We start from the raw sequence: 25,956 nt of genomic DNA on the forward strand, positions 1-25,956 counted from the left end.
TGGTCAGCCGACCAGCAGGGCGGCCATCCGCTGCGCCTGCGTCTCCCAGCGCCACTCCCGCTCCACCCAGGCGCGGCCGGCGGCGCCGAACTGCCGGGCCAGGTCTCGGTCGGCGAGCAGCGTGGCCACCCGGTCGGCGAGCTGGGCCACGTCCCGGCCGCCGACCACGTACCCGGTCTCCCCCTCGCGCACCGCGTCCGGCGCGCCGCCGGAGTCACCGGCCACCACCGGCAGCCCGGTCGCGCTCGCCTCCAGGTAGACGATCCCGAGGCCCTCCACGTCCAGGCCCCGGTTGCGGGTGCGGCACGGCATCGCGTACACGTCGCCGGCCGCGTAGTGCGCGGGCAGCTCGGCCGAGGGCACCGAGCCGGTGAAGACCACGTCGCGTTCCAGCCCGGTCTGCCGGGCCAGCTTCTCCAGCGTCGAGCGGTACGGGCCACCGCCGACCACGAGCAGCGCGGCGTCGGGCACCCGGCGGCGGATCTCCGGCAGCGCGCGGATCAGCATGTCCTGGCCCTTTCGGGGCACCAGCCGCGACACGCACACCACCACCGGCCGGTCGGACAGCCCGAGCCGTGACCGGACCCGCCCGCCGTCGACGTCCGGGTGGTAGGTGTCCACGTCCACGCCGGGCGCGAGGCGCCGCAGCTCGGTCAGCCCGTCCAGCACGCGGGCCAGCCGCGCCCTGGTGTACTCGCCGAGGTAGGTGGTCACGTCCACGCCCCGCCCGATCCGGCGCAGCGCCGACCGGGCGCCTGGGAGCGCCGCCCAGCCGACCTCGTGCCCGTGGGTCAGCGCCACCGCCCGGCGGATCCCGGCCCGCCGCCGCAAGCCCGCGGCGAGCAGCCCCAGCGGGGCCGCCGCGCCGAACCACACGGTGTCGCAGTCGTACGCGCGGGCCAGCCGCGCCGCCCGCCGGGCGATCAGCGGGGTGGGCAGCAGCACCCGGGTCCGTTCCCGGACCACCTCGAACGGCTGGTCGGCGTCGAACTTCTCCGCGCCGCGCCAGCTCGACGCGTACACCACCACCGAGCCGGGCTGCTGGCGCACCGCGAGGTTGTGGACGAACGACTGGATGCCGCCGGGGCGCGGCGGGAAGTCGTTGGTGATCAGCAAGGTGCGGCTCATCGGCCGGACTCCCTGGCGTAGGCGCGGGCGGCGGCCATCCGCTCCACGGTGGACGGGTGGGTGGCCGACCAGAGGCGCTCCCAGCGCGGCGGGTCCGGGTCGGCCAGGTTGACCCCGGCCAGCCGGCGCTGCATCGCCTCGAACGTCGCCGGGTCGCCGGTGAGCGCCAGCGCGTGGGCGTCGGCGCGGGCCTCGATCCGGCGCGAGACCAGCGCCTGCGCCGGGGTGGCGAGCAGCCCGGCGACCGTGACCAGCGCGATCAGCAACGGGAACGCCCGCGGCTGGGCGATCGAGTCGACACCGGCGAGCCGCAGCAGCGGCGTCCACGAGCCGATCAGGTAGAGCGCCACCACCGCGGCGGCGGCACCGAGCGCGCCGAGCACGGTGCCGGTCCACACGTCCCGGTCCTTGGCGTGCCCCAGCTCGTGGGCGACCACGCTGGTCACCTCGGCCGGTTCCGCCTCGCGCAGCAGCGTGTCGTAGACGACCACCCGCCGGGTCGGGCCGAGCCCGGAGACGTACGCGTTCACCGCACTGGTACGCCGGGACGCGTCGGCGACGAGCACGTCGCGCACCGGTACGCCGTCCCGGGCTGCCATCGCGGTCAGCTCGGTGCGCAGCGGACCCGGCTCCATCGGGGTGAACCGGTTGAACACCGGCTCGACCAGCACCGGCAGCACGAACGACAGCACCACCACCAGGGCCGCCGCGCCGGCCGCGCCGAACGCCCACCACCAGCGCGGGGCGAGCCGCACCACCGTGTAGAAGCCGAGCAGGACCAGCGCGCCGATCACCGCGCTGACCGCGTACGACTTGAGCAGGTCGACGGCCCAGCCGCCCCAGCTCTGGGTGCTCAGCCCGTAGCGGACCAGCACGGTGCGGCGCCAGGCCGCGAACGGCAGCGTGAGCAGGTCGGCGAGGAACATGACGGCGAGCCCGCCGAGCACCGCCTGCGCGATCCAGTGCCCACCGAAGGGCCGGCCGACCAGTTCGACCAGGCGCCCGCCCAGCGGGGTCAGTCCGAGCAGCAGCGCCACCACCAGCCCGACCGCGAGCGCCGACCAGGCCGCCGGGCGCAGCGCGCCGTGGAAGGCCCGGCCCCGGCCCACCTGCTCGGCCGGGAGGTCACGCAGTGCCGCGAGCTGGTCGGCGCGGGGCGCCGGCGGCCGGCTCCACGGCACCAGCAGCGCCACCGCCACGAGCAGCGCGACCACCAGGCCGCCCAGGGTCAGCAGCGCCCAGGCGCGCGGGGTCACCGCCCCACCTCGCCGTCGTGCCCGGTCCGCGTCATCCCGCCCCCTCCCGCCGTGACCGCTCATCCTATTGCCCGGCCGCGCAAGCGGGACCGCCGTGCCCGCCACGCGGTCCCGCCCGCCCCGCCCCGCCCCGCCCGCGCGCGGCCCCAGCCCACCCGTGCGCCGATCTGTGAGTGGGGTTGTCAAGGACTCCCGGCTCCGAGATCCCACCTCGCGAAACGCCGGTCTCGCCCGATGGGCGGCGCTCGACGCAGCAACAAACCGAACGAGGAACTCCCGCCCGTGCCGCCCCGAAGCCTCTGCGATCTTGGAGTTATGGCGGCCGACAAACGTGGCTACTCGGACATCCTGGGCACCACAACTTGAAGATCGATGGCCCTTGCCGGGGTGGGAAGAGCTTGCCGGCACGGGCCCGATCGGCGAGCGGTGGACGGGGTGATCCCGACGGACGCCCTGAGCACCCCGGGGCGGCCCTCCTTCAGCGGCAGGCGGAAGCCGGCGGGCAGCGGGCAGCGGGCAGCGGGCAGCGGGCAGCGGGCAGCGTCAGGCGACCCGGCGACGACGGCCGGGGCGGCGGGGCATCGGCGCCGGCGCCTCGGCGGGCGCCGACGGCAGCACGTCCACCTCGAAGCCGGCCCGCGCGAACACCTCGATCGCCCGGTGCTCGGCCGGGCCCAGGTCGGCCGGGTCGGAGTCGAGCAGTGCGGTCACCAGACAGCCGGAGCAGCCGGCGCCACGGTTGCCGCAGGTGTCGCAGTCGATGAGCATCAACGCCTCCTGACGGGTCGCCGGTGGCGCTCGGGGAAGGAACCACCACCGTCGGTCACCAGGACGCTAACGCTCCGGTATGACAGAACCGGACAACGAGGCAGCACCCGCCGCGAAGCCGAACCAGTACGCCGAAGTGGCGCGATCAGCACGCGCCCGACCCCACCACTCCCCCGATCTGGAGTCGATCAAGGGGGAGAGAAGGCTCAGGACCGGGCCAGGCGCCGCAGCAGCGAGTCGGCGCCCAGCGGGTACGCGCCGTGCCGGCGTACCCCGTCGGCGACCTCGCGGTCCGAGGAGACCACCACCACCGGCCGCCCGGCCGGCTCGGCGCGGACCAGCCGGCGGATCAGCTCGTCGGCGGTCTCGCCCTTGCGGGAGAACAGCACCCGCACGCCGCGCGGCGCCGGAGGCAGGCCGTGGATCCGCTCGGCGCCGTCGAAGACGACTGTGACCTCGTCCCCGGTCTGCGCGGCGATCCCGCCCAGCCCGGTGATCAGCCGCTTGCGCTGCTGCTCCAGCGACATCTCGCCGAAGCCGCGCTTCGTCACGTTGTAGCCGTCCACGACGAGGTGCGCCCGCGGCAGCGCGAGCAACTGGTCGAGGCGGGCCGGGTCGTCGGTGTCGCGGGCCCGCGTCGACGGGCCGGCCGGGGCGGCGCCCGGCTGCTCGGCGAACGCGTCGGCGACGAAGTCGGCGGGGAGCTTGTCCACCGGGTCGAGCGCCAGCTCGCGGCGCAGCCCCACGGCGGCCTGGCCGATCGTCTCCAGCAGCAGCCACAGCCGCGCGTCGTCGACCGAGCGGGCCTCCTTGGCGCTGGCCCGGGCCACCCCGGCGGCGGCCTCCGCCTCGGCGAGCCGGGCCCGCGCGCGGCGCAGCTCGGCGTCCGCGTCGGCGGCGGCGCGGGCCGCCCGTCCCCGCTCGGTGGCGAGCATCTCGGTGGCCTTGCGCTCGCGGGCCTGGGTCTCCCGCAGGGTACGGGTCAACTGGCGGGCCTCCTCGCGGAGCTGACCCAGTTCCTCCCGGACCCGGGCCAGCTCGTCGCGAAGCTTCTCCGCCTCGACGCGGGCCACCGCCCGGTCGTGCTCGGCGCGGGCGGCCCGCTGTTCGGCCTCGCGTACCAGCTCGGCCACCACCGCGCTGTCCGCCTCGGCGCGTACCGCCTCGCCGCTCGCGTCGATCAGTTCCCGCCAGCCGCGGGGCCGGGCCAGGTAGGCCAGGGCGGCCACCTCGACCGGGTCGGCGGCGGCCGGTGCGGTGCCGTCGACCACCGCCGCACCGAGGTCGCCGGCGTCGGCGAGCACCCGGGCGGTGATCCGCTGCCGGAACAGCGGGTCGGCGGTGAGCTGGGCGGCGATCGCGGGCGCGCCGAGGCGGGCGCGACGGTTGGGGGCGAACTTCGCGACCCGCCGCAGCGGCACCGGCACCTCGTCGGCGGGCAGGCCGGGCAGCACGGCGGCGGTCAGCGTGACGATCCGCTGGCGGACCGGCTCGGGCAGCACGGGCTCGGGCTCGATCGCAGATGGCGCGTCCTCATCGGCGGGCACGCCGACCACCGGCTCCTCCACGGAGGAGTGGTCGTCGTACGGCTCGCTGAGGGGCATGAGGCAAGTCTCCCACCCCGAACGGGCCCACCGCCCGGTGAGTGAGCCGATCTCTCATCGTACCCCCGTGGTATCTCCTGGGGCCGCAGTGACGGGAGTGTCGGACCGTGCCGCTAGCGTCCGGCGGGTGACACGAGCGGAGTACGTCCAGGAGTCGCTGGCCGGCCTGGACCCGGCGGGCAGCGGCGTCGACCCGGCGCTGCCGCTCTACGCGACCACCTTCGTGGTGGTCGACCTGGAGACCACCGGCGGCGCTCCGGACGGCGGCGGGATCACCGAGATCGGCGCGGTGAAGGTTCGCGGCGGCGAGGAGCTGGGCGTGCTCGCCACGCTCGTCAACCCGGGCGTGCCGATCCCGCCGTTCATCACCGTGCTCACCGGCATCACCCAGGCCATGCTGCTGCCCGCCCCGCCGATCGAGCAGGTGCTGCCGAGCTTCCTGGAGTTCATCAGCGACGCCGTGCTCGTCGCCCACAACGCGCCGTACGACGTGGGTTTCCTCAAGGCGGCCTGCGCGAAGCACGGCTACCGCTGGCCCAACCCCCGGGTGCTGGACACGGCCGCGCTGGCCCGGCGGGTGCTCACCCGCGACGAGGTGCCCAACCGCAAGCTGGGCACGCTGGCCGCCTACTTCCGCACCGCGACCCAGCCCACCCACCGCGCGCTCGACGACGCCAAGGCCACCGTCGACGTGCTGCACGGGCTGATCGGCCGCCTCGGCGGGCACCGGGTCGGCACGGTCGGCGAGGCGATCGAGTTCGCCCGGGCGGTCACCCCCACTCAGCGCCGCAAGCGGCACCTCGCCGACGGGCTGCCGAAGGTGCCGGGCGTCTACATCTTCCGGGCCGCCGACGACCGGCCGCTCTACGTCGGCACGTCCGGCGACATCGCCACCCGGGTCCGCAGCTACTTCACCGCCGCGGAGAAGCGGGCCCGGATCTCCGAGATGCTGGCCGCGGCCGAGCGGGTGGAGGCGGTCGAGTGCGCCCACTCGCTGGAGGCGGAGGTCCGCGAGCTGCGGCTGATCGCGGCGCACGCGCCGCCGTACAACCGCAGGTCGAAGTATCCGGAGCGCCAGGTGTGGCTGAAGCTCACCGACGAGGCGTACCCCCGGTTGTCGATCGTGCGCGACATCGCGCCCACCGACACGGCCTACCTGGGGCCGTTCCGGTCCCGGCAGGCGGCGGAGCTGGCCGCCGCCGGCTTCCACGACGCGGTGCCGCTGCGGCAGTGCACGCACCGGCTCTCCCGGCGCACCACCATGCCGGCCTGCGCGCTGGCCGAGCTGGGTCGCTGCCCGGCGCCCTGCGAGCACCGGATCACCCCCGAGGAGTACGACGACGCAGCGGCGACGCCGTTCCGCACCGCCACCAGCGACGACCCCGGTGTGGTGGTGGACGCGCTGCTCGCCCGCATCGAGGTGCTGTCGGCCGCCCGGCGGTACGAGGAGGCGGCGGTGGTGCGCGGCCGGCTGGTGGCGGTGCTGCGCGCGGCCGTCCGGATGCAGCGGCTGGCCGCGTTGACCGGCATCGCCGAGCTGGCCGCCGCCCGCCCGGCCGCCCGGGGCGGCTGGGAGCTGGCGCTGGTGCGGCACGGCCGGCTCGCCGGGGCCGGCGTGTCCCCGCCGGGTGTCCACCCGCGACCCACGATCGCGGCGATCCGGGCCACCGCCGAGACGGTGCTGCCCGGGCACGGCCCGGTGCCGGCCGCCACCGCCGAGGAGACCGAGCGGATCCTGTCCTGGTTGGAACGACCGGAGACCCGGCTGGTCGAGACGACAGACGGGTGGGCGTCGCCGGTGGCCGGCGCGGGGCGTTTCCGCGACCTGCTGACGAAGGCGGAGAACGGCGGATCCGCCAAACTCTCGACCGAACGCTCATGACCAACTGACCGATCGGACTACCTCGACTCCCTTAGTCTGTTAAAGGAGTGCAGACCTGCCCGATTCGCGGGCTCTGCTCCCGGCCGCCGGTCCCCGGTGGCCGAGGGCCGGGGTGAGGAGGTGTCCCAGGTGGACGTCGACGCCGGACACGGCGCCGCCCTGGGTGGCGCGCTCCCTGCCCAGGGCGAACTACCGCTCACCCGCCGCCTGCGTTCCCTGCTCACCTGGCCCACTGCCGACGGCGACCCGGTCACCACACTGGTCCGCGCCCATCGCGGCATCCACGCGAGCGCCGACGCCTCGGTGCTGCGCCGGGCCTACACGATCGCCGAGAACATGCACCGCGGCCAGTTCCGCAAGAGCGGCGAGCCGTACATCACCCACCCGCTGGCGGTGGCGCAGATCTGCGCCGACCTCGGCATGGACACCATCACGCTGGTCGCCGCGCTGCTGCACGACACGGTGGAGGACACCCGCTACACGCTCCAGGCGCTCCAGGAGGACTTCGGCCGTGAGGTCGCCCACCTGGTCGACGGCGTGACCAAGTTCGACAAGGCGTTCTACGGCAAGGCCGCCGAGGCGGAGACCGTCCGCAAGATGATCGTGGCGGCCGGCAAGGACGTCCGGGTGCTGGTGATCAAGCTGGCCGACCGGCTGCACAACATGCGGACGCTCGGCGTCCGCTCGGCCGCCTCCCGGGAGCGGATCGCCCGCAAGACCCAGGAGGTGCTGGTCCCCCTCTGCGACCGGCTGGGCATCCAGACGCTCAAACGCGAGCTGGACGACGTGGTGCTGCTGCACCTGCGGCCGGAGGAGCACGCGCGGATCGCCCGGTTCGTGCACGACCGGCCCGGCTGGGACGCCTACCTGGCCGACGTGGTGGCCCGTACCCGGGCGGCGTTGCGCCGCAACCGGGTCGACGCCGACGTCTCCCCCCGCCCCCGGCACCTCTACTCGATCTGGAAGGACACCGTCGCCGGCGACCACGCCGCCCCGTTCGACCTGCCCCGCATCGCGATCGTGGTGGACGGTCCGGCGACCGACTGTTACGCCGCGCTGGGCGCCGTACACGGGCTGTGGCGGCCGGTGCCGGGCCGGTTCAAGGACTTCATCGCCTCCCCGAAGAACAACCTCTACCGGTCCCTGCACACGAGCGTCTGCGGCCCGCAGGACCGCACCGTCGAGGTGCTGATCCGCACCACCGAGATGCACCGCTCCGCGGAGTACGGCGTGGCCGCCCACTACCGGTTCCCCCGGGCCGCGGGCCGGGGCGCCGACCGGGCGGACGAGCTGGCCTGGCTGCGCCGGGTGCTCGACTGGGAGCAGGAGACGGTCGACCCGACCCAGTTCATGGAGTCGCTGCGCTGTGACCTGTCCGAGGCGCAGATCCAGGTGGTGGCCGACGGGCGGCAGGTGGTGCTGCCGGCCGGGGCGACCCCTGTCGACCTCGCGTACGAGCTGGGCACCGAGCGCGGCGACCACTGCCTGGCCGCCCGGATCAACGGCCGGCTCGCGCCGCTCGCCTCCGAACTGGAGGAGGGCGACGTGGTGGAGATCTTCACCGAGAACGACGCGGAGAGCGGCTTCGAGGCGGACGTGGCCCCGCGCGGCCCGCGCCGGGAGTGGCTGGGCTTCGTGAAGTCCCCGCACGCCCAGATGCAGATCAACCGCTGGTTCGCCGAGCACACCGAGCCGGGCATCTCGATCGCCGACAAGGTCCGGCTCGGCCGGGCCTCGATCGGCCTGGCGTTGCGCAAGCACAACCGGGGCCTGGCCAGCGACCTGCCGCTGCTGCGGCTGTCCGAGGAACTGGGCTACCCCGACCTGGAGACGCTGCTGGTGGCGGTCTTCGACCGCACCGTCGAGCCGGACACGGTGGTCCAGCAGTTGATCGATCTGGTCGACCACAGGCAGTAGACGGAGCCGGTCCACGCCGGGACCACTAGCCTGGACGGCATGATCCCCCGCGCGCGTGCCACCGGACGGGCCCTCGGCTACCAGATCTTCTACCGGCTTCCGGTCCCGCTGCGGCGGCGGCTGGTCCGGCTGGCCGTACCGAAGTACATCGTCGGCGCGGTCACGCTGGTCAAGGACACGGAGGCCACCGGCGCGGGCCGGATCCTGCTGCTGCGCCAGCCGCCCGGCTACAGCTGGACGCTGCCGGCCGGGCTACTGCAACGCGGCGAGGCCCCGGTCGTGGGCGCCGCCCGCGAGCTGTACGAGGAATCAGGCGTCCGCCTGTCCCCCGACGCGCTGCGCCCGGCGGTGCCGAACGCGGTGGTGCACGCCAAGGGCTGGGTCGACGTGGTCTTCGAGGCCGAGGTGCCGGCGTCGACCACCGAGCTGAAGGTGGACGGCGCCGAGGTGCTCGAGGCCGCCTTCCACCCGCTCGACGACCTGCCCCGGCTCAGCCGCGCCACCGCCAACCTGCTCGGGTACTACGGCATCGGCCCGCGCGCCGGCGAGCACCCGCCGGCCGCGTGAGCACCCCGTACGCGGCCACTGCGGCACCGGGCGTCGAGGTGTGCGCGGTGGTGCTCGCCGCGGGCGAGGGCACCCGGCTGCGCCCGCTCACCGAGCGGATGCCGAAGGCGCTCTGCCCGGTCGGGAACGTCCCGCTGCTGGACCGGGCGCTGGCGCGGCTGGCCGGGCTCGGCCTGACCGGCCCGGAGCGAGTCGCGGTGAACGCCTGCTACCTGGGTGACCAGGTGGTCGCGCGGGTCGGCGACCGGGCCCACCTGTCGGTCGAGCCGGACGCTCCACTGGGCACCGCCGGAGGCGTGGGCCGGCTGCGGGACTGGATCGACGGCCGGGGCGTGCTGGTCGGCAACGCCGACGCGTACCTGGCCGACCCGCAGGCCCCGCCCGGCCCGGACATCGCCGCGCTGCTGGACGGGTGGGACGGGCACGGCGTACGCCTGCTCGGCCGGCCCGCCGGCGACCCGCACGCCCCCGGAACCTTCGACGGCCACGAGTTCGTGGGTTTCTCGCTGCTGCCGTGGCGGCTGGTCCGCGACCTGCCAGCCACGTTCGGCGACCTGGTCCGGACGGTGTGGCGGCCCGCGGAGGCCGCCGGGGCACTCACCGTCGTGCCCTACCGGGGCACGTTCTACGACACCGGCACCCCGGCCGACTACCTGGCCGCCAACCTGCACGCGGCCGGACCGGACGGGCTGGTGGACCCGGCGGCGACGGTGACCGGCCGGGTCACCGGCTCGGTGGTCGGCGCCGGGGCGCTGGTGCACGGCGACGTGGACCGGTCGGTGGTGTGGCCTGGCGCGAGCGTCGCGGCCGGGGAACGCCTGCGCGAGGTGATCCGGGCCGGGGACGACCTGACCGTCCCGGCCACGCGGTGAGGGGCGCGGGCTCTAGCATGGGCCTCGTCGCCGACGAACGGAGAACCGTCCCGTGATCACCGCGATCGTGCTGATCGACTGCGCCACCGACTCCATCCCCGAGGTGGCCGAGAACCTGGCCAACCTGCCCGGCGTCAGCGAGGTCTACTCGGTGGCCGGGCACGTCGACCTGATCGCCATGGTCCGGGTCCGGGAGTTCGAGCAGATCGCCCAGGTCATCGCCGGCAGCATCTCGAAGGTGCCGGGCGTGCTCAACACCGAGTCGCACATCGCGTTCCGCGCCTACTCCCAGCACGACCTGGAGGAGGCGTTCGCGATCGGGCTGGCGAACGCCGACTGACACGAGCCGGTGACCGGCCTGCCCTCGCGGGCGGACCGGCCACCGTCGACCGTGCGGTACGTCAGCTCTGGCTGGGCACCGGGGTCTCCGTGGTGCCCGGAGCGGGCTCCTCGGTCTCGGTGCCGCCCGGAGCCGGCGACTCGGTGCCACCCGGGGACGTGGTGCCGCCCGGGCTGGGCGTGCCGCTGGCGCTGGTCTGCGGAACCGGGACGCCCAGGGTCTGGGCCAGGGCCACGAGCGCGTCGTAGTGCGCCTGGAGGACCGGCAGCGCGTCCTGCGCGATCTGCACCACCGACTGCTCCGAGCCCTGCGAGATCTCGGTCTGGGTGGCCTGGATCGCCTGGACGTGGCCGGCGAGCTGCGCGGTCACCCACGCCTTGTCGAACTCGGCCCCGCTGAGGTTGTTCAGCTTGTCCAGGACCTTCTGCTGGTCGGCGGTCGGGTCGGCCGGCAACTGCACGTTGAGCTGCTGCGCGGTCGACTGCACCGTCTGGTCCAGCTGGGTGTGGTCCGTCACGAACATCTTGCCCAGGTCCTTGACCTGCTGGTTCTGACCCTTCTGCTGGGCCAGGTTACCGGCGGTGATCTCGAACAGGTTGACCTGGTGCACCGCCTGCAGGTACTGCGTGTCCTGCGTCGACGGCTGCGCCGCAGCCTGCGACGCGGCGGCGGGCGCCAGCCCCACGACCACCAGCGCGGCCAGCAGGCCCAGGCGTTTGATTCCCAACATTCGTTCCTCCCCCATGAGACGTCGGACCGCACGGATACCCGGCTGACCGGGGTTATTCCTGCGATTCCACCCGTCCGTGTCGGGGGCGACGGCCGTCCGCGCACCGGCCTCCCGGCGTGCGCGGGAAGGAACGGGACGACCGGGGCGGAAACGGCAGTGGCGCCCTCCGGATGATCCGGCGGGCGCCACTGTCAGTCGTACCGGGGAGGGTCAGCGACGGCTCTCGCCGCTGCCGATCTCCTCCCGCTCCGGCCGGGCCTCGACCGGCGGGTGTCCCGGCGAGACCGGCGCCTCGGCCGGCTTCTCGATCGGGTAGAAGAAGCCCCGGATCGCCGGGCCGAGGGCACCGAGCCGGTTCATCTTCTTCGGCACCACCCAGCCGACGTAGTCCAGCGCCGGCGGGTGACCGTCGTGGCCGTCGGCCGAGGTGAGCGGCTGGTGGACCTCGACGAACCGGCCGTCGGGCAGCCGCTTGATGATGCCGGTCTCCACGCCGTGGGCCAGCACCTCCCGGTCGTGCTGCTGCAGACCCAGGCAGATCCGGTACGTGATGTAGTACGCGATCGGCGGCAGGATCAGCAGGCCGATCCGGCCGGCCCAGGTCATCGCGTTCAGGCTGATGTGGAACTTGTCCGCGATGACGTCGTTGGCGCCGGAGAGGGTCAGCACGATGTAGAAGGCGAGCGCCATGGCGCCCACGGCGGTCCGGGCCGGAACGTCCCGGGGCCGCTGGAGCAGGTTGTGGTGCTTGTAGTCCTTGAGACGGCGCGCCTCCAGGAACGGATACATCGTCGACAGGCCGACCAGGATTCCGGGTAGCACCACAGTCGGCCAGAACAACGGTGGAATGACGTACCCGTTGCCGATCGGGATGTGGATCTCCCAGCCCGGCATGAGCCGGGTCGAGCCGTCGAGGAACATGACGTACCAGTCGGGCTGGCTGGCGGCCGAGACCACCCACGCCTCGTACGGGCCGAACAGCCAGATCGGGTTGATCTGGAACAGGCCGCCCATCAGCGCGATCACGCCGAAGACGACCATGAAGAAGCCGCCCTGCTTGAGCGCGTAGCGCGGGAACATCCGCTCGCCGACCACGTTGGAGTTGGTCCGCCCGGGGCCGGGCCACTGGGTGTGCTTCTGCTTGAACACCAGGCCGAGGTGCACGCTGATCAGCGCCACCAGCAGACCCGGGACGAGCAGCACGTGGGCGATGAAGAAGCGGCTGATGATGATGGTGCCGGGGAACTCCCCGCCGAAGATCGACGAGCTGACCCAGGAGCCGATCACCGGGATCGACAGGATGATCGCGGAGGCGATCCGCAGACCGGTGCCGGACAGGCCGTCGTCCGGCAGCGAGTAGCCGGTGAAGCCGGCCAGGAAGCCGACCCAGAACAGCAGCGAGCCGATGATCCAGTTGGTCTCACGCGGCTTGCGGAACGCGCCGGTGAAGAAGACCCGCAGCATGTGGACCACGATGGCGGCCATGAACAGCAGGGCCGACCAGTGGTGCATCTGCCGCATGATCAGACCACCCCGGACATCGAACGAGATGTCCAGGCTGGAGGCGTAGGCGGCCGACATCGGGGTGCCCCGCAGCGGCGCGTAGCTGCCGTTGTAGATGACCTCGGTCATCGCCGGCTCGAAGAAGAACGTCAGGAAGACGCCGGTGAGCAGCAGGACGATGAACGAGAACAGCGCGATCTCGCCGAGCAGGAACGACCAGTGGTCGGGGAAGACCTTGTTCAGCAGCTTGCGCAGGGGCGTGGCCACCTGGAAGCGGTCGTCCACCGCCCGCGCGCTCTTGGCCGGCAGCGCGGCCGCATCAAACTTTCGGCGCTTCATGGCCGCTCCCAGAAGTCGGGACCGATGGTCTCGGTGTAGTCGGACTTCGCCACGAAGAAGCCCTCCTCGTCCACCTCGATCGGCAGCTGCGGCAGCGGCCGGTTCGCCGGGCCGAAGATCGGCTTGGCGTTGTCGGTGATGAGGAACTGCGACTGGTGGCAGGGGCAGAGCAGGCGGTTGGTCTGCTGCTCGTAGAGGCTGGCCGGGCAGCCCGCGTGCGTGCAGATCTTGGAGAACGCGACGTAGTTGCCCCACATGTAGTCGCCGTGGCCCTTGCGCTCGTTCGCGGCGCGCGACTTCTGCGCGTCGTCCTCCCGCAGGTGGATGAGCAGGGTGGGCGAGTCGGCGTGCAGGTTGCTCACGCCGCCGTCGATGCCCGGGAACACGGTGAGCTGGCCGCCGACGCTGACGTCGGCCGGGCGGATCGGGCGGCCGTCCTCACGGATCAGCCGGATCTTCTTGCCGCCCTCGCCCGGCTGGAAGCCGGTGGTGAACATCTGGTTGTTCTTGTGCGGCTGCTCGATCAGGCCACCGATCAGCGGGGCCGCGGCCACCGCGCCCACCGGCGCCAGGCCGGCGAGCAGCGAGATGCCCAGCAGCGGCCGGCGACGGACGCCCATCTCGTCGGCCAGGTAGAGCATGGTCTCGCCGGTGATCTTGCGACCCTCCGGGTCGTCGGCCTGGTCGTGCCGGTCCTGGATCGAGACCTCCTTGGGCAGCAGCTTCTTGCCCCAGGTCAGGATGCCGAAGCCGATGCCCAGCAGCGCCAGGCCGAGGGTCACGCCGAGCAGCGGCGTGTAGAGCTTGTCGCCGCCGGTACCCGGCTCCCACTGCCACGGCCACCAGATGTAGACCACCAGGAAGGCGGTCGCGAAGACGCCGGTCAGCAGGAACATCAGGGCGACCGTGCGGGTCAGCCGGCGCTCGGCCTTGCTGCCCGGGACCACCTGCGGCTCGTAGTGGACGATCTCGATGTCGTCCCGCCGCGCGCCCTCCTGGACGATGTCGAACCGGGAGAGCCGGGGGTCGTTCACGTCGAGCGGCTCCGGGCCCTGCTGGGCCTGGTGCTCGGTGTGGGTGCTCATGCCGTCACCTCGCTACGGGTGACGCCGGGGGTCGGCGCCACAGCACTGGAAGCATTGATCCGTCCGGTCACGACTTGCCCGCGATCCACAGGCTCGCGAAGACCAGCGCGACGATGCCGACCAGGAAGATCGCGAGACCCTCGGTCGACGGGCCGTAGCGGCCCAGGTTGAAGCCGCCCGGGTCGCCGTCGTGCTTCAGCGTCTCCTGGATGTAGGCGATGATGTCCGCCTTCTCCTCGGGCGTGATCTGGTTGTCGCCGAACACCGGCATGTTCTGCGGGCCGCTCAGCATCGCGGCGTAGATCTGCCGGTCGCTGGCCGGCGCCAGACTCGGCGCGTACTTGCCGGAGGACAGCGCGCCGCCGCCGCCGCTGAAGGCGTGGCACTGCGAGCAGTTGATCCGGAACAGCTCACCACCGGTGGACAGGTTGGCGCCCTCACGCAGGTCGCCGTTGGGGACCTCCGGGCCGCCGCCGAGTTCCTGGATGTACTGCCCGAGCTGGCGCACCTGCTCGTCGGTGAACTGCGGCGGCTTGCGCATGGCCTGGGCCTCCTGCCGGGCCATCGGCATGCGACCGCTGCTGACCTGGAACTCCACCGAGGCCGCTCCGACGCCGATCAGGCTCGGACCGCGTCCCTCGACGCCCTGGGCGTTGCGACCGTGACAGGTCACACAGCTCACGTCGAACAGCGCCTTGCCCTCGTTGCCTGCGGCGGTCAACGGAGGGTTGTCCTGCGCCTGCACGCCGGGGGCGAAGACGGTGTAGGCACCGCCTGCCAGCATCAGCGCGGCGAACAGCCGGACCGCGGCACCCAGCCGGCGGCGGCCCCTGCTGCGCGCTACGGGCCGCCCGCGCAGCCGCGCGAGCAGACCGCGTCGGCGGTCGTTGTCAGAAGTCATGACCTGTGTCCTTAACCGGTTGGACCTTGTCTCAGGGGACGGAGCAGCGGCGCGGTTCGTGACGCGCCAAGATCACTGGAGCCAGTAGATCATGGCGTAGAGCCCGATCCACACGACGTCCACGAAGTGCCAGTAGTAGGACACGACGATCGCCGAGGTCGCCTGGGCGGGGGTGAACCGGCCCATCGTGGTACGGATCATGAAGATCACGAAGGCGATGAGACCGCCGGTCACGTGCAGACCGTGGAAGCCGGTGGTGAGGTAGAACATCGACCCGTAACCGTCTTCGTTGATCTTCACGCCCTCGTGCACCAGGGTCCGGTACTCGTTCAGCTGACCGAGCACGAAGATCAGACCCATCACGAAGGTGATCGTGAACCACCGGCGCAGAGCGTGGACGTCACCGCGCTCGGCCGCGAACACGCCGATCTGGCAGGTGATCGAGGAGAGCACCAGGATCACCGTGAACGTGGTCGCGTACGGGATGTTCAGCACCTCGGTGTGCTTCTCCCACTGCTCCGGCGCCGCCGCGCGGATGGAGAAGTACATCGCGAACAGCGCCGCGAAGAACATGAGTTCGCTGGAGAGCCACACGATCGTCCCGACGCTGACCATGTTGGGTCGGGTCAGGGAGTGGATCCGGCTCTTGTCAATGGCTGGGGCCGCAGTCACGCGGTCATTATTGCCCCTGACCGGGACCGACGATCAGCGGGGTGGCAAACCCGGCCCTTCCGTGGCCCGATCGTGGTGGTCCGCTTCGCCTGACCTACCCTGAAAAGCGTGCTGCACGTCGATCAGATCCGCGCCGTCACCTCGGCTGTTCCGGCGACGCTGGCGGCGGGAGGCGAGGGCGCCCCGCCGCCGTTCACCGTGACCCGGGTGTTCACCGAGACCCGGCTGGACAGCTGGCTCACGCTGGGCATCGTCCTGGCCGCCGGCCTCTACCTCTACGGGGTGCACCGGCTGCGGCTGCGCGGCGACCGCTGGCCGGTCATCCGTACCGTGTCCTTCCTCGGCCCCGGCCTCGGCGGCATCGCCCTGGTCACGCTCACCGGCCTCGGCGCGTACGACACCGCCCTGCTCTCGGTGCACATGGTGCAGCACATGGTGCTGTCGATGATCGCGCCGATCTTCCTGGCGCTCGGCGCGCCGATGACACTGGCGCTGCGCACACTGCCGGCACGGCCCCGCAAGCGGCTGCTCGCGATCGTGCACAGCAAGGTGATCCGGATCTACAGCTTCCCGCTTGTGGCGTTCGCCATCTTCGTGGTGAACCCGTTCGCGCTGTACTTCACCGACCTCTACGAGTTCACCCTGCGCCACGAATGGGCGCACGAGCTGGTCCACGCGCACTTCATCGCCACCGGCTGCGTCTTCTTCTGGCCGCTGCTCGGCCTGGACCCGCTGCCCGGCCGCTGGCCGTACCCCGGCCGTGCGCTGCTCATGCTGCTCTCGGTGCCGTTCCACACGGTCCTCGGCCTGACCATCATGCAGAGCACCACGCTGTTCGGCGGCGACTGGTACCCGTCGCTCAACCTGTCCTGGTCCGACCCCTGGAACGACCAGGTGGTCGCCGGCGGGATCCTGTGGGCCGGCGGCGAGTTCGTCAGCGTCACCATGCTCGCCGTCCTGGTCGTCCAGTGGGTCAAGCAGTCCGAGCGCGAGGCCCGGCGGCTCGACCGCGAGCTGGACCGCCAGGAGGCCCGCCAGCGCGCCGCGGAGACGAGCGCCTGACGGCCCGTTCCGGGGTACGCCCCGAGCCCGCCGGGCGGGGCGACAGCCCGGATGTGACGACCGCTACGATCAGCGGGCAGCTACGAGGTGGGAGCCACGTCACGATGAGCGATCGTCTTTGCACCGTCCTGCTCTACAGCGACGACCCGAAGGTCCGCGACCGGATGCGGCTCGCTGTGGGCACCCGACCGGCGCCCGGGCTCGAGATCGAGTTCGTCGAGGCCGACGACTACAACGCCTGCGTGCGGCTGGTCGACGACTACGAGATCGACCTGCTCCTGCTCGACGGCGAGGCGACCCCGGGCGGCGGCATCGGCATCGCCCGCCAGATCAAGGACGACCGGGACGACGCGCCGCCCACCTGCGTGGTACTCGCCCGCGCCGCCGACCGCTGGCTGGCCGCGTACGCCGAGGTCGACGCCACGCTGACCCACCCGCTGGACCCGGTGGTCGCCGGCAGCACCGTGGCGGAGCTGCTGCGCCGCACCCACGCCGCGGCCTGACCCCTCCGGTCTTCGCGCGCCACGGCGACGCGGCCGTGTCGCGCCCCAACCGCATTCCTCACGCCGCTCGGGAGGCCCGCCATGGGCGAACGGACCTGGCCGCTTCTGCTCAACGCGCTGCTGCGCGGCGAGGAGCTCTCCACCGCCGACACCGCGTGGGCGATGGGCGAGATCATGGCCGGCTCGGCCACCCCGGCGCAGATCGCCGGGTTCGCCGTGGCGCTGCGCACCAAGGGTGAGACGCCCGCCGAGCTGGGTGGCCTGGTCGAGGCCATGCTGACCCGCGCGGTGCCGGTGCACCTGCCCGAGGACGTACGCGCGAGCGCGCTGGACGTGGTCGGCACGGGCGGCGACCTCGCCCATACGGTGAACATCTCCACCATGGCGGCGCTGGTGGTCGCCGGGGCCGGGGTCCGTGTGGTCAAGCACGGCAACCGGGCCGCCTCCTCCTCCTGCGGCACCGCCGACGTGCTGGAGCAGCTCGGCGTACCCCTCGACCTGGCGCCCGAGCAGGTGGCCCGCTGCGTCACCGAGGCCGGCATCGGCTTCTGCTTCGCCGCCCGCTTCCACCCCGGCATGCGCCACACCGGCCCGGTCCGGCGCGAGATCGGCGTACCCACCGCGTTCAACTTCCTCGGCCCGCTGACCAACCCGGCGCGGCCCCGCGCGGGCGCGGTGGGCTGCTTCGACAAGCGGATGGCCCCGGTGATGGCCGCCGTCTTCGCGGCCCGTGGTGACTCCGCGATCGTGGTACGCGGCGAGGACGGCCTGGACGAGTTCAGCACCGGCGCACCCACCCGGGTCTGGGTGGCGCAGCAGGGCACCGTCACCGAGGCCGTGCTGGACGCGACGGACCTCGGCGTGCCCCGGGCCACCCTGGCCGACCTGCGCGGCGGGGACGCGGTCTACAACGCCGACGTGGTCCGGCGCCTGCTCGCCGGCGAGACCGGGCCGGTACGGGACGCGGTGCTGGTCAACGCCGCCGTCGCGCTTGCCACCCAGGGTCCGCTCGACGGCGATCTGCACGAGGTGCTGCGGGCCAACCTGGACCGGGCCGCCGAGGCGGTCGACTCCGGTGCCGCGGCGGCAACGCTGGAGCGCTGGCTCGAGGTGGCACGCGCGGCCTGATGCCGTTGTTGTCGTACCCGCGTGCCAAACTACACGGGAGTTATTTTCCCGTTTTCGGGCTAACCGTTTTTCGGTCTTCGGTCCATCGGCTGGCGGCTTCCCGCCCCGGCCGGTACCCGGAGCGAGAGGAGCCACCCGTGTCTGACCGCGAGCTGCACTGTGACACCTGCGAGGGCGTCGTGCTGTTCGAGGCGCCGCCGTGCGGCGACGGGCACGGCGCCGACTGCCCGGAGCTGATCTGCACCGGTTGCGGCGCGGCAGTGGTGATCGCCACGTTCACGTTCCGCGAGACCCGCCTGTCCGGCCGCCGCGTCCGCCGCCCCTCCCACCCCCAGGCCGCCTGACCTCCACCCCTGTCGGCGCCCGTCTTCGCTCTTCCCGCGCCGCCCACGCCCCTCCCGAGCCGCACCGCGCTCCTCCCGCGCCGCCCCGTGCTCCCCCGCGCCGCTCACGCTCCTCCCGAGCCGCACCGCGCTCCTCCTGAGCCCGTCGTTCCCGCGCCGGGCCATTCCTGCGCCGCTACGCCTCCCCTGTACCGCACACCTTCCGCGCCGCGCCCCTTCTGCCCTCTTGCCGCCGCGCCGCGCTTGTCCGCGCCCTTTCCGCGCCTGTCCGCGCCTCTTTACGCCACCGCGCCGCGCGGCCGCCCCCTTCCAGCCCCGCCACGCCCGACAGCCCAACCGTCCCCCGCTCGTGATCAAGGAGTTGGTGTCCCCCGCGGCCATCCAAGCGGACACGAACTCCTTGATCACCGCTCGGTGACCGGGAGGTGGTGGTGCTTCCCGGGTCCAGAGCGGTGATCAAGGAGTTCGTGTCACCGACGGTGCGCGAGATTGCCCCAAACTCCTTGATCAACGGAGCAGGGCGGGCGCCGGGAGCGGATCGGACTGCGGTTTCCGTCGACCGGGCCACGGCGCGCGGCGCGATCTTGGAAGGAAACGGCCCTCATGGGGGCCGTTTCCTTCCAAGATCTCTTGTGGTCCTGGTGAGTGGAACGGTGCTCTCGGCGGATGGAACGGACCGGTGGTGGTGAGCGGGAGGGCGCCGAGGCTGACCGCGTCAGGCGGTGATCATGAGGTTGGCGGTGACGAAAAGGACAGCCGGCGCCGTCAACTTCATGATCGACGCAGGGGGCGCGCAGGGGACGCGCAGGGGACGCGCAGGGGACGCGCAGCAAGCACCCAGGGGCGGCGCGCGGGGGGCGGCGCGCGGGGCAGCCGGGAGGGGGAAAGCGGCAGGCCCGCTACCCCGGGGACGGGGTGCGGGCCTGCGACGGTGCTTCGGGTCAGTGCTCGGCGGTGCGGCGGGTACCCGAGTAGTACTCGAACAGCAGCCCGCAGGTGGCCAGGACGACCGCCACCAGGCCCAGTCCCAGCAGCCAGAACTGCCAGAACACCAGGCCGAGACCGGCGATCGCGGCGGCCAGCGCCAGCCCGAACGGCCAGTAGCTACCCGGGCTGAAGAAGCCGACCTCACCGGCGCCGTCGGCGATCTCGCCGTCCGGCCGGTCCTCGGGGCGCAGGTCGATACGGCGGGAGACGAACCAGAAGAAGCCGCCGCACATGGCGCAGAGCAGGAAGGACAGCAGCAGCGCCACGGTGCCGATCCACTCGACGTGGCCGCCGCTGTCGGCGTACGTCCAGGCGCCGTAGAGGATCGTCGCGCCGAGGAGGAACGTGGCGATGGTCAGGAAGATCTTCCACTCGGTCTTCATGCCGAACCCCTCAGCTTCCCGCGCCGGCCGACGCGTCGGACGGGTTGAAGTTGTTCACGTCGCGCCGGGTGTCGAACGGCTTCGTCTCGGTGGCGTACTCTTCCTCGCCGATCGCGCCGAGCGCCTCCTGGGTCGACTTGCCGGCCTTCTTGGCCGCCAGGAACTGGTCGTACTTCTCCGGCGAGACGACCCGCAGCTCGAAGTTCATGAAGGCGTGGTAGCTGCCGCACAGCTCGGCGCAGCGGCCGACGAACGCGCCCTCCTGGTCGATGCTGGAGACCTCGAACGTGTTGCGTACGTTGCCCGGCATGACGTCCCGCTTGAACAGCAGCTCCGGCACCCAGAACGAGTGGATGACGTCGCGGCTGGTCTCCTCGAAGCGGATCGAGCGGCCGCTGGGCAGCACCAGGATCGGGATGACCTCGCTGGTGCCGAGCACCGAGGCGACGGTGTTGGCCTCGGGGCCCTGGCCGTCGCGGTAGTTGAACTGCCAGTTCCACTTGAACGCGACGACCTCGACGGTGACGTCCGGGTTCTTCGACTGCTTGTTCACGTCGGTCTGCACGACCGCCGTGTAGTAGAAGAGCACGGAGACCACGAGGATCGGCGCGATGGTGTAGAGGAACTCCATCGGCAGGTTGTAGCGGGTCTGCACCGGCAGCTCGTTGCCGCGCTTGCGGTAGCGGATCACGCACCAGAAGATCAGGCCCCACACGAACACGCCGACGGCGAGCGCCGCGATGCAGGACGCGATCCACAGGTCGTACATGCGGTGCGACTCGGGCGTGATGCCGCCCTGGGGCCAGCCGAACCCGCCGAATGTCTTGCCGACGTCACAGCCGGTGAGCGAGACCAGCAGCGCCGCCGCGCCGAGACCGAGCCCGGCGATTCGACCAGCACCACGCCGCCGGCGTCCACCGGCCCCCGGGGAAGCGCTGTGCCGTACGGCCGAGCGCCGTACCTCCGAACTCCTTGCGACCACCTGGTCCTGCCTCCCTAGCGCGCCGCGGCGGTTGTTCTCCTTGACACCGACGGCAAAGGCGTCACCGACGGTCGCAGATTACTCGACCATGACCGGCCAGGCCGTCTTGGGGTCGCTGTCCACCCCCATCGGGGGGATCTTGGGCGTAACCGGGCGATAGCGTGGAACCCCATGAGCGCCTCCCCGGTCTACCTGGACGCCGCGACCGCGGCGCCGCTGCATCCGGTCGCGCGGCAGGCGATGCTGGCCGCCCTGGACGACGGCTGGGCCGACCCGGCCCGGCTCTACTCGGCGGCCCGCCGGGCCCGCCAGCTCCTCGACGCCGCGCGGGAGGCCGCCGCGCAGACGCTCGGCGTCCGCGCCGACGAACTGTCCTTCACCCCCAGCGGTACGACGGCAGCGCACGCCGCCGTACTCGGAGGCCTGGCCGGGCGGCGGCGGGCCGGGGCGACGCTCGTGCACTCGGCGATCGAACACTCGGCGGTGCTGCACGCTGCGGAGCGGCACACGGCGGCCGGCGGCGCGGCGGTGTCCGTACCCGTGGACCGGTCGGGCCGGCTGGACCTGGACGCGTGGGCGGCGGCGGTGGCCGCGCCCGGGGTGGCCCTCGCCGCGCTGATCGCTGCCAGTCACGAGGTGGGCACGGTGCAGCCGGTGCCGGCGGCGGCGGAGTCGTGCGCCGAGGCGGGCGTGCCGCTGTACGTGGACGCGGCGCAGCTGGCCGGCCGGGCACCGCTGCCGGCGGGCTGGTCGGTGCTGAGCGCCAGCGCGCACAAGTGGGGCGGGCCGCCCGGCGTCGGGCTGCTCGTGGTGCGCAAGGGCACCCGGTGGGAGTCGCCCTACCCGGCCGACGAGCGGGAGTCGGGGCGTACCCCCGGGGTGGTGAACCTGCCGGCGGTGGTGGCGGCGGCGGCGAGCCTGCGCGCGGCGGCGGCCGACGCGGCGGCCGAGGCGGCCCGGCTGGGCCCGCTTGTCGACCGGATCCGGGCGCGGGTGGCGGCCGAGGTGCCGGACGTGGAGGTGGTCGGCGACCCGGTGGACCGGTTGCCGCACCTGGTGACGTTCTCCTGCCTGTACGTGGACGGCGAGGCGCTGCTGCACGCGCTGGACCGGCGCGGGTTCGCGGTGTCCTCCGGCTCGTCGTGCACGTCGTCGACGGTGCGCCCGTCGCACGTGCTGGAGGCGATGGGGGTGCTGTCGCACGGCAACGTGCGGGTGTCGCTGCACCGGGAGACGACCGAGGCGGACGTGGAGCGGTTCCTGGCCGAGCTGCCCGGGATCGTGGCGGACCTGCGGGCGGAGGCGGGGGTGACGGACCTGTGAGCGAGCCGGACGAGGTGCTGGACTGCCGGGGGCAGCGCTGCCCGCTACCAGTGATCAATCTCGCCCGGCTGGTGCCCGGCCTGCCGGCCGGCGCGGTGGTGCGGGTGCTGGCCGACGACCCGGCGGCGGCCGTCGACATCCCGGCGTGGTGCCGGATGCGCGGCCACGAGTTCCTCGCCGCGCACGAGGGCCCCGCCTACGACGTCCGGGTGTAAGGAAGGGCCCCTTCTTAACGCCTCCGGTAGAGGAAGGGGCCCCTTTTAACGCCCGACGCCCGGCAGTCAGCGCAGGTACGCGAGGATGCCCGGCAGCGGGTCGGCCGCCACGGCGGTGTCGACCACCAGGCGCGGGCCGATCAGTGGCTCGTACTCGGCCCGGCGGCGCAGCGTCTGCTCCCAGGTGCCGTGATCCTCGGCCGGGCGGGCCTCGACGCGGCGGCGGTGCTCCTCCTCGTCGCCGCAGTGCACCTCGATCACCCGCAGCGGCACACCCGCCCGTTCGGCCAGGTCGTGCCAGAGCCCCCGGGCGCTGGCGACCGGGTTCACCGCGTCGACCACCACGCTGAGCCCCAGGCCGAGCTGCACCTCGGCCAGCCCGGCGACCGCGCCGTAGGCGGCCATCCCGGGTACGTCGCCGGTGAGGCCGTACCGGTGCAGGGCCCGCTCGACCGGGTCGACCGGCAGGACAGGGGCGCGCAGGGCGGTACCGACCCGGGCGGCCAGGGTGGTCTTGCCCACACCCGGCAGCCCGGCGAACGCGACGAGGACCGGGCCGCCGGTGCCGGGGCGGACCTCCGGGTCCACCCCGCCGGCCGGGCCGGTCACAGCAGGTGCGGCCGGACGTCCTCGGCGGCCGCGTCACCGTACGACTCGGCGAGTCGCTTCACGAACAGGTCCCGGCGGACCTCGTACTCCTGGCCGCCGAAGTTCTCCAGCACGAGCGTGGCCAGCAGGCAGCCGACCTGGGCCGCGCGCTCCAGGCCGACGCCCCAGTCGAGCGCGGCGAAGAAACCGGCCCGGAAGCCGTCGCCGACACCGGTCGGGTCGACCGCCTGGATCTCTCGCGCGATCGGTACCCGGATCGTGCCGATCTCCCGGCCGGCGATCTCCACGCCCTGCTTGCCCAGCGTGGTGACCCGCACCTTGACCCGGTCCAGCAGCTGCTCGTCGGTCAGGCCGGCCTTGCTCTGCAGCAGCGACTTCTCGTACTCGTTCGTCATCAGGTAGTCGGCGCCCTCGACCAGGCCGAGCACGTCCGCGCCGTCCATCCGGGCGAGCTGCTGCGACGGGTCGGCGACGAAGGCGTAGCCGCGCTCCCGGCACTCGCCGGAGTGCCGGATCATCGCGGCCGGGTCGTTGGCGCTGACCAGCACCAGGTCCAGCCCGCCGAGGCGCTGCGCCACCGGGGCCAGCTCGATGTTGCGGGCCTCGCTCATCGCCCCGGCGTAGAAGGAGGCGATCTGGCACATGTCGGTGTCGGTGGTGCAGACGAAGCGTGCCGTGTGCGCGATCTCGCTGACGTGCACCGAGTCGCAGTCGACGCCGTGGCGCTCCAGCCAGGAGCGGTAGTCGGCGAAGTCGGCGCCGACCGCGCCGAGCAGCACCGGGCGCAGGCCGAGCTGGGCCATGCCGAAGGCGATGTTCGCCGCGGTGCCGCCACGCCGGAGCACCAGTTCGTCGACGAGGAAGGACAGCGAGACCTTGTCGAGCTGGTCGGCGATGAGCTGGTCGGCGAAGCGGCCGGGGAAGCTCATCAGGTGGTCGGTCGCGATCGAGCCGGTCACGGCGATCTTCATGTCAACCCTCGGGGTCGGGAGCACGGCGCGGTCAGCCTACCGGCCCCCGGACCGGACGGACGGCGGTCGGTCACCAACCGGTCGATCAGCGCACATCCGGACGCCACGGCGAAGGGGTACGACGAAGCGGCGGGCCGCCCCACCCGGGGACGGCCCGCCGCTGTCGGCCGGTCGGCGACTCAGCTGAAGGAGTCGCCGCAGGCGCAGGAGTTGCCCGCGTTCGGGTTGTCGATGGTGAAGCCCTGGGCGTCGATCCGGTCGGCGAAGTCGATGGTGGCGCCGGCCAGGTAGGGGGCGCTCATCCGGTCGACGACGACCTCGACACCGTCGAAGTCGGTGACGACGTCACCGTCGAGCGAGCGCTCGTCGAAGAACAGCTGGTACCGCAGGCCGGAGCAGCCACCCGGCTGCACGGCGACCCGGAGCCGCAGGTCGTCGCGGCCCTCCTGCTCGATCAGGGCCTTGACCTTCTGCGCCGCGACGTCGGTGAGGACGACGGTGCTGGGGGCCTTGGCCTCGGTCGACTCGGTCTGCGCTGGCGTGGTCACGTGGAAGTCTCCCTGCGCGGTATGAGGTCCGGACGTCCTGGCCAACGCCGCACGTCCGCCAGTGATTCCCGGTGTGGTCCGTCTTTCGATCGTACGCCGCCTCCGGCGCCGCCACCCGGCGGCGTGACCAGCGGAACCGGTCAGCGGCTCCACTGCCGGGCGAGGCGGGCGCCGAGCGCGCGCAGCCCTTCGGCCGGGCGGGTCATCGCCGCGTCCACTCCCCCGTGCTCCTCGCCGCCGAAGTGCTCGACCAGGCTGTACGCCTCGGTGACGCCGGCCGCTGCGGCCTCCCGTCGTCCGGTGCTCACCCGTCCCGCGAGCACCACGCAGGGCACGCCCCGGTCCCGGGCGGCCCCGGCCACGCCGGCGACCACCTTGCCGCGCAGCGACTGGTGGTCGAACGAGCCCTCGCCGGTGATCACCAGGTCGGCGGCGTCGAGCGCGGCGTCCAGTTTCACCGCGCGGGTGACCAGGCCGATGCCCGATTCGCACCGGCCGCCGAGCGCCAGCACCGCCGCGCCGAGGCCGCCCGCGGCGCCGCCGCCGGGCAGCGCGCCCAGCCCGGACGGGCAGCCGGGCAGCCGTTCGGTCAGCACCTCCGCCCAGCGGGTCAGCGCGGCGTCGAGCAGCAGCACGTCGGCCCGGTCGGCGCCCTTCTGCGGGCCGAAGACGCTGCTCGCGCCGTGCAGCCCGAGCAGCGGGTTGTCGACGTCGGTGGCGGCGACGAGCGTGGCGCCGCGCAGCCGGGGCTCCCCGTCGAGCGCGGCCACCTCGGCCAGCGCCGCGCCGCCGTACGGCAGGGCCCGGCCGGCGCCGTCCAGCGGTGTGACGCCCAGCGGGACGAGCATCCCGGCGCCGCCGTCGTTCGTGGCCGAGCCGCCCAGCCCCACCACCACCGTGCGCGCGCCCGCCTCGACCGCGGCGGCGACGAGCAGTCCCAGCCCGTACGAGGTGGTGGCCTTCGGGTCGCGTTCGGCGGCGGTGAGCAGGTGCAGTCCGCACGCCTGCGCGCTCTCCAGGTACGCCGTGCCGTCGTCGGTGAGCAGGATCTCACCGGCGGCCGGGCGGCCCAGCGGGTCGACGGTGGGCACCGGCACCCGGCGCCCGCCGAGCGCTCCGGCGAGCACGTCGACGAACCCCGGCCCGCCGTCGGCGAGGGGCCGGGCCAGCAGGTCGTCGCCGGGGGCGACGTCACGCCAGCCGTCGGCCACCGCGGCGGCCACGTCGGGGGCCGGCAGCGTGCCGGCGAACTTGTCCGGGCAGAGCAGCACGCGCATGCGCAGCAGTGTGGCAGGCCACATCCGAGACGGCTGCGGCGCGGGCTCGCTGTGGGACCA

General features: G+C 73.1%; 26 protein-coding genes. 11 read left to right on the top strand and 15 right to left on the bottom strand.

Translation table 11 applies throughout. The annotated features are described in order from the left end of the window. Positions 1 to 3: 3 nt before the first annotated feature. The 4 genes from ACPCK6_RS14365 to ACPCK6_RS14380 form a co-directional block, all read right to left on the bottom strand. Entirely contained in the window at positions 4 to 1,128 is a 1,125-nt protein-coding gene (locus tag ACPCK6_RS14365) for a glycosyltransferase family 4 protein (RefSeq protein ID WP_423481343.1), read from the bottom strand. After that, positions 1,125 to 2,384, bottom strand: a complete 1,260-nt coding sequence (locus ACPCK6_RS14370) for a M48 family metallopeptidase (protein WP_423481344.1) — start codon at positions 2,382 to 2,384, stop codon at positions 1,125 to 1,127. Before ACPCK6_RS14370 ends, ACPCK6_RS14365 begins: the two co-directional genes overlap by 4 nt. A gap of 543 nt (positions 2,385 to 2,927) precedes the next feature. Next, a complete protein-coding gene (locus ACPCK6_RS14375; RefSeq protein ID WP_194801166.1) occupies positions 2,928 to 3,152 on the bottom strand; it encodes a hypothetical protein in 225 nt (74 codons plus the stop codon). 206 nt (positions 3,153 to 3,358) lie between these two features. Next, positions 3,359 to 4,756, bottom strand: coding sequence for an NYN domain-containing protein (locus ACPCK6_RS14380; protein WP_396882335.1), 1,398 nt, complete (start codon positions 4,754 to 4,756; stop codon positions 3,359 to 3,361). Positions 4,757 to 4,883: 127 nt separating this feature from the next. Here ACPCK6_RS14380 and ACPCK6_RS14385 point away from each other — a divergent pair, with 127 nt between their 5' ends. From ACPCK6_RS14385 to ACPCK6_RS14405, 5 genes are all read left to right on the top strand, one after another. Then, positions 4,884 to 6,638, top strand: a complete 1,755-nt coding sequence (locus ACPCK6_RS14385; protein WP_145823167.1) for a DEDD exonuclease domain-containing protein — start codon at positions 4,884 to 4,886, stop codon at positions 6,636 to 6,638. A gap of 129 nt (positions 6,639 to 6,767) precedes the next feature. Continuing rightward, positions 6,768 to 8,555 (top strand): RelA/SpoT family protein, encoded by a 1,788-nt coding sequence (locus ACPCK6_RS14390; RefSeq protein WP_318334986.1) that lies wholly within the window; start codon positions 6,768 to 6,770, stop codon positions 8,553 to 8,555. A 39-nt stretch (positions 8,556 to 8,594) separates the two neighbouring features. Continuing rightward, on the top strand, positions 8,595 to 9,122 hold the full coding sequence (locus tag ACPCK6_RS14395; RefSeq protein WP_423481345.1) for an NUDIX hydrolase: 528 nt from the start codon (positions 8,595 to 8,597) through the stop codon (positions 9,120 to 9,122). After that, complete coding sequence (locus ACPCK6_RS14400) at positions 9,119 to 9,994, top strand: nucleotidyltransferase family protein (RefSeq protein WP_423481346.1); 876 nt, start codon at positions 9,119 to 9,121, stop codon at positions 9,992 to 9,994. Before ACPCK6_RS14395 ends, ACPCK6_RS14400 begins: the two co-directional genes overlap by 4 nt. Positions 9,995 to 10,046: 52 nt before the next feature. Beyond that, on the top strand, positions 10,047 to 10,334 hold the full coding sequence (locus tag ACPCK6_RS14405; protein ID WP_088999172.1) for an Lrp/AsnC family transcriptional regulator: 288 nt from the start codon (positions 10,047 to 10,049) through the stop codon (positions 10,332 to 10,334). Between the two features lie 61 nt (positions 10,335 to 10,395). On the opposite strand, the gene ACPCK6_RS14410 is transcribed toward ACPCK6_RS14405, so the two are convergent. The 5 genes from ACPCK6_RS14410 to ctaE all read right to left on the bottom strand — a co-directional run bounded on the left by ACPCK6_RS14410 (position 10,396) and on the right by ctaE (position 15,564). Then, entirely contained in the window at positions 10,396 to 11,064 is a 669-nt protein-coding gene (locus tag ACPCK6_RS14410) for a DUF4142 domain-containing protein (RefSeq protein ID WP_120568762.1), read from the bottom strand. Between the two features lie 210 nt (positions 11,065 to 11,274). Then, positions 11,275 to 12,906, bottom strand: a complete 1,632-nt coding sequence (gene qcrB, locus ACPCK6_RS14415) for a cytochrome bc1 complex cytochrome b subunit (RefSeq protein ID WP_318334989.1) — start codon at positions 12,904 to 12,906, stop codon at positions 11,275 to 11,277. Further along, positions 12,903 to 13,991 (bottom strand): cytochrome bc1 complex Rieske iron-sulfur subunit, encoded by a 1,089-nt coding sequence (gene qcrA, locus ACPCK6_RS14420; protein ID WP_013287692.1) that lies wholly within the window; start codon positions 13,989 to 13,991, stop codon positions 12,903 to 12,905. The genes qcrB and qcrA overlap by 4 nt, the downstream gene beginning before the upstream one ends. 67 nt (positions 13,992 to 14,058) lie before the next feature. Further along, positions 14,059 to 14,892, bottom strand: a complete 834-nt coding sequence (gene qcrC / locus ACPCK6_RS14425; protein ID WP_013287693.1) for a cytochrome bc1 complex diheme cytochrome c subunit — start codon at positions 14,890 to 14,892, stop codon at positions 14,059 to 14,061. 72 nt (positions 14,893 to 14,964) lie between these two features. Further along, entirely contained in the window at positions 14,965 to 15,564 is a 600-nt protein-coding gene (ctaE, locus tag ACPCK6_RS14430; protein WP_013287694.1) for an aa3-type cytochrome oxidase subunit III, read from the bottom strand. 108 nt (positions 15,565 to 15,672) lie between these two features. On the opposite strand from ctaE, the gene ACPCK6_RS14435 reads away from it, so the two are divergent. From ACPCK6_RS14435 to ACPCK6_RS14450, 4 genes are all read left to right on the top strand, one after another. Then, entirely contained in the window at positions 15,673 to 16,626 is a 954-nt protein-coding gene (locus tag ACPCK6_RS14435; protein WP_194801160.1) for a cytochrome c oxidase assembly protein, read from the top strand. A 104-nt stretch (positions 16,627 to 16,730) separates the two neighbouring features. After that, positions 16,731 to 17,129, top strand: coding sequence for a response regulator (locus tag ACPCK6_RS14440; RefSeq protein WP_318334991.1), 399 nt, complete (start codon positions 16,731 to 16,733; stop codon positions 17,127 to 17,129). Between the two features lie 81 nt (positions 17,130 to 17,210). Next, entirely contained in the window at positions 17,211 to 18,257 is a 1,047-nt protein-coding gene (trpD, locus tag ACPCK6_RS14445; protein WP_396882339.1) for an anthranilate phosphoribosyltransferase, read from the top strand. 137 nt (positions 18,258 to 18,394) lie between these two features. Further along, a complete protein-coding gene (locus ACPCK6_RS14450) occupies positions 18,395 to 18,601 on the top strand; it encodes a hypothetical protein (RefSeq protein ID WP_396882340.1) in 207 nt (68 codons plus the stop codon). Positions 18,602 to 19,542: 941 nt separating this feature from the next. On the opposite strand, the gene ACPCK6_RS14455 is transcribed toward ACPCK6_RS14450, so the two are convergent. Beyond that, positions 19,543 to 19,971: a cytochrome c oxidase subunit 4 gene (locus tag ACPCK6_RS14455; RefSeq protein ID WP_013287699.1), complete on the bottom strand. Its 429-nt coding sequence runs from the start codon at positions 19,969 to 19,971 to the stop codon at positions 19,543 to 19,545. Between the two features lie 10 nt (positions 19,972 to 19,981). Beyond that, positions 19,982 to 20,953 carry an aa3-type cytochrome oxidase subunit II gene (gene ctaC, locus ACPCK6_RS14460; RefSeq protein ID WP_396882341.1) on the bottom strand — a complete coding sequence of 324 codons (972 nt, stop codon included), beginning with the start codon at positions 20,951 to 20,953 and terminating at the stop codon, positions 19,982 to 19,984. Positions 20,954 to 21,124: 171 nt separating this feature from the next. Between ctaC and ACPCK6_RS14465 the strand changes: the two genes are divergently transcribed. Beyond that, on the top strand, positions 21,125 to 22,276 hold the full coding sequence (locus ACPCK6_RS14465; protein ID WP_423481347.1) for a cysteine desulfurase family protein: 1,152 nt from the start codon (positions 21,125 to 21,127) through the stop codon (positions 22,274 to 22,276). Beyond that, positions 22,273 to 22,491 (top strand): sulfurtransferase TusA family protein, encoded by a 219-nt coding sequence (locus tag ACPCK6_RS14470; protein WP_073831489.1) that lies wholly within the window; start codon positions 22,273 to 22,275, stop codon positions 22,489 to 22,491. Before ACPCK6_RS14465 ends, ACPCK6_RS14470 begins: the two co-directional genes overlap by 4 nt. Before the next feature lie 66 nt (positions 22,492 to 22,557). Here ACPCK6_RS14470 and ACPCK6_RS14475 read toward each other — a convergent pair whose 3' ends face one another. The 4 genes from ACPCK6_RS14475 to ACPCK6_RS14490 all read right to left on the bottom strand — a co-directional run bounded on the left by ACPCK6_RS14475 (position 22,558) and on the right by ACPCK6_RS14490 (position 25,920). Beyond that, positions 22,558 to 23,100, bottom strand: a complete 543-nt coding sequence (locus ACPCK6_RS14475) for a P-loop nucleotide/nucleoside kinase family protein (RefSeq protein WP_423481348.1) — start codon at positions 23,098 to 23,100, stop codon at positions 22,558 to 22,560. Further along, positions 23,097 to 24,071 carry a carbohydrate kinase family protein gene (locus ACPCK6_RS14480; RefSeq protein WP_318334998.1) on the bottom strand — a complete coding sequence of 325 codons (975 nt, stop codon included), beginning with the start codon at positions 24,069 to 24,071 and terminating at the stop codon, positions 23,097 to 23,099. Before ACPCK6_RS14480 ends, ACPCK6_RS14475 begins: the two co-directional genes overlap by 4 nt. Before the next feature lie 179 nt (positions 24,072 to 24,250). Continuing rightward, positions 24,251 to 24,619, bottom strand: a complete 369-nt coding sequence (gene erpA, locus ACPCK6_RS14485; protein WP_013287705.1) for an iron-sulfur cluster insertion protein ErpA — start codon at positions 24,617 to 24,619, stop codon at positions 24,251 to 24,253. 140 nt (positions 24,620 to 24,759) lie between these two features. Then, entirely contained in the window at positions 24,760 to 25,920 is a 1,161-nt protein-coding gene (locus ACPCK6_RS14490) for a glycerate kinase family protein (RefSeq protein WP_396882345.1), read from the bottom strand. Between the last annotated feature and the right edge of the window lie 36 nt (positions 25,921 to 25,956).

The sequence above is a fragment of the Micromonospora sp. AB353 genome (assembly GCF_049538395.1).
GTDB lineage: Bacteria > Actinomycetota > Actinomycetes > Mycobacteriales > Micromonosporaceae > Micromonospora > Micromonospora aurantiaca.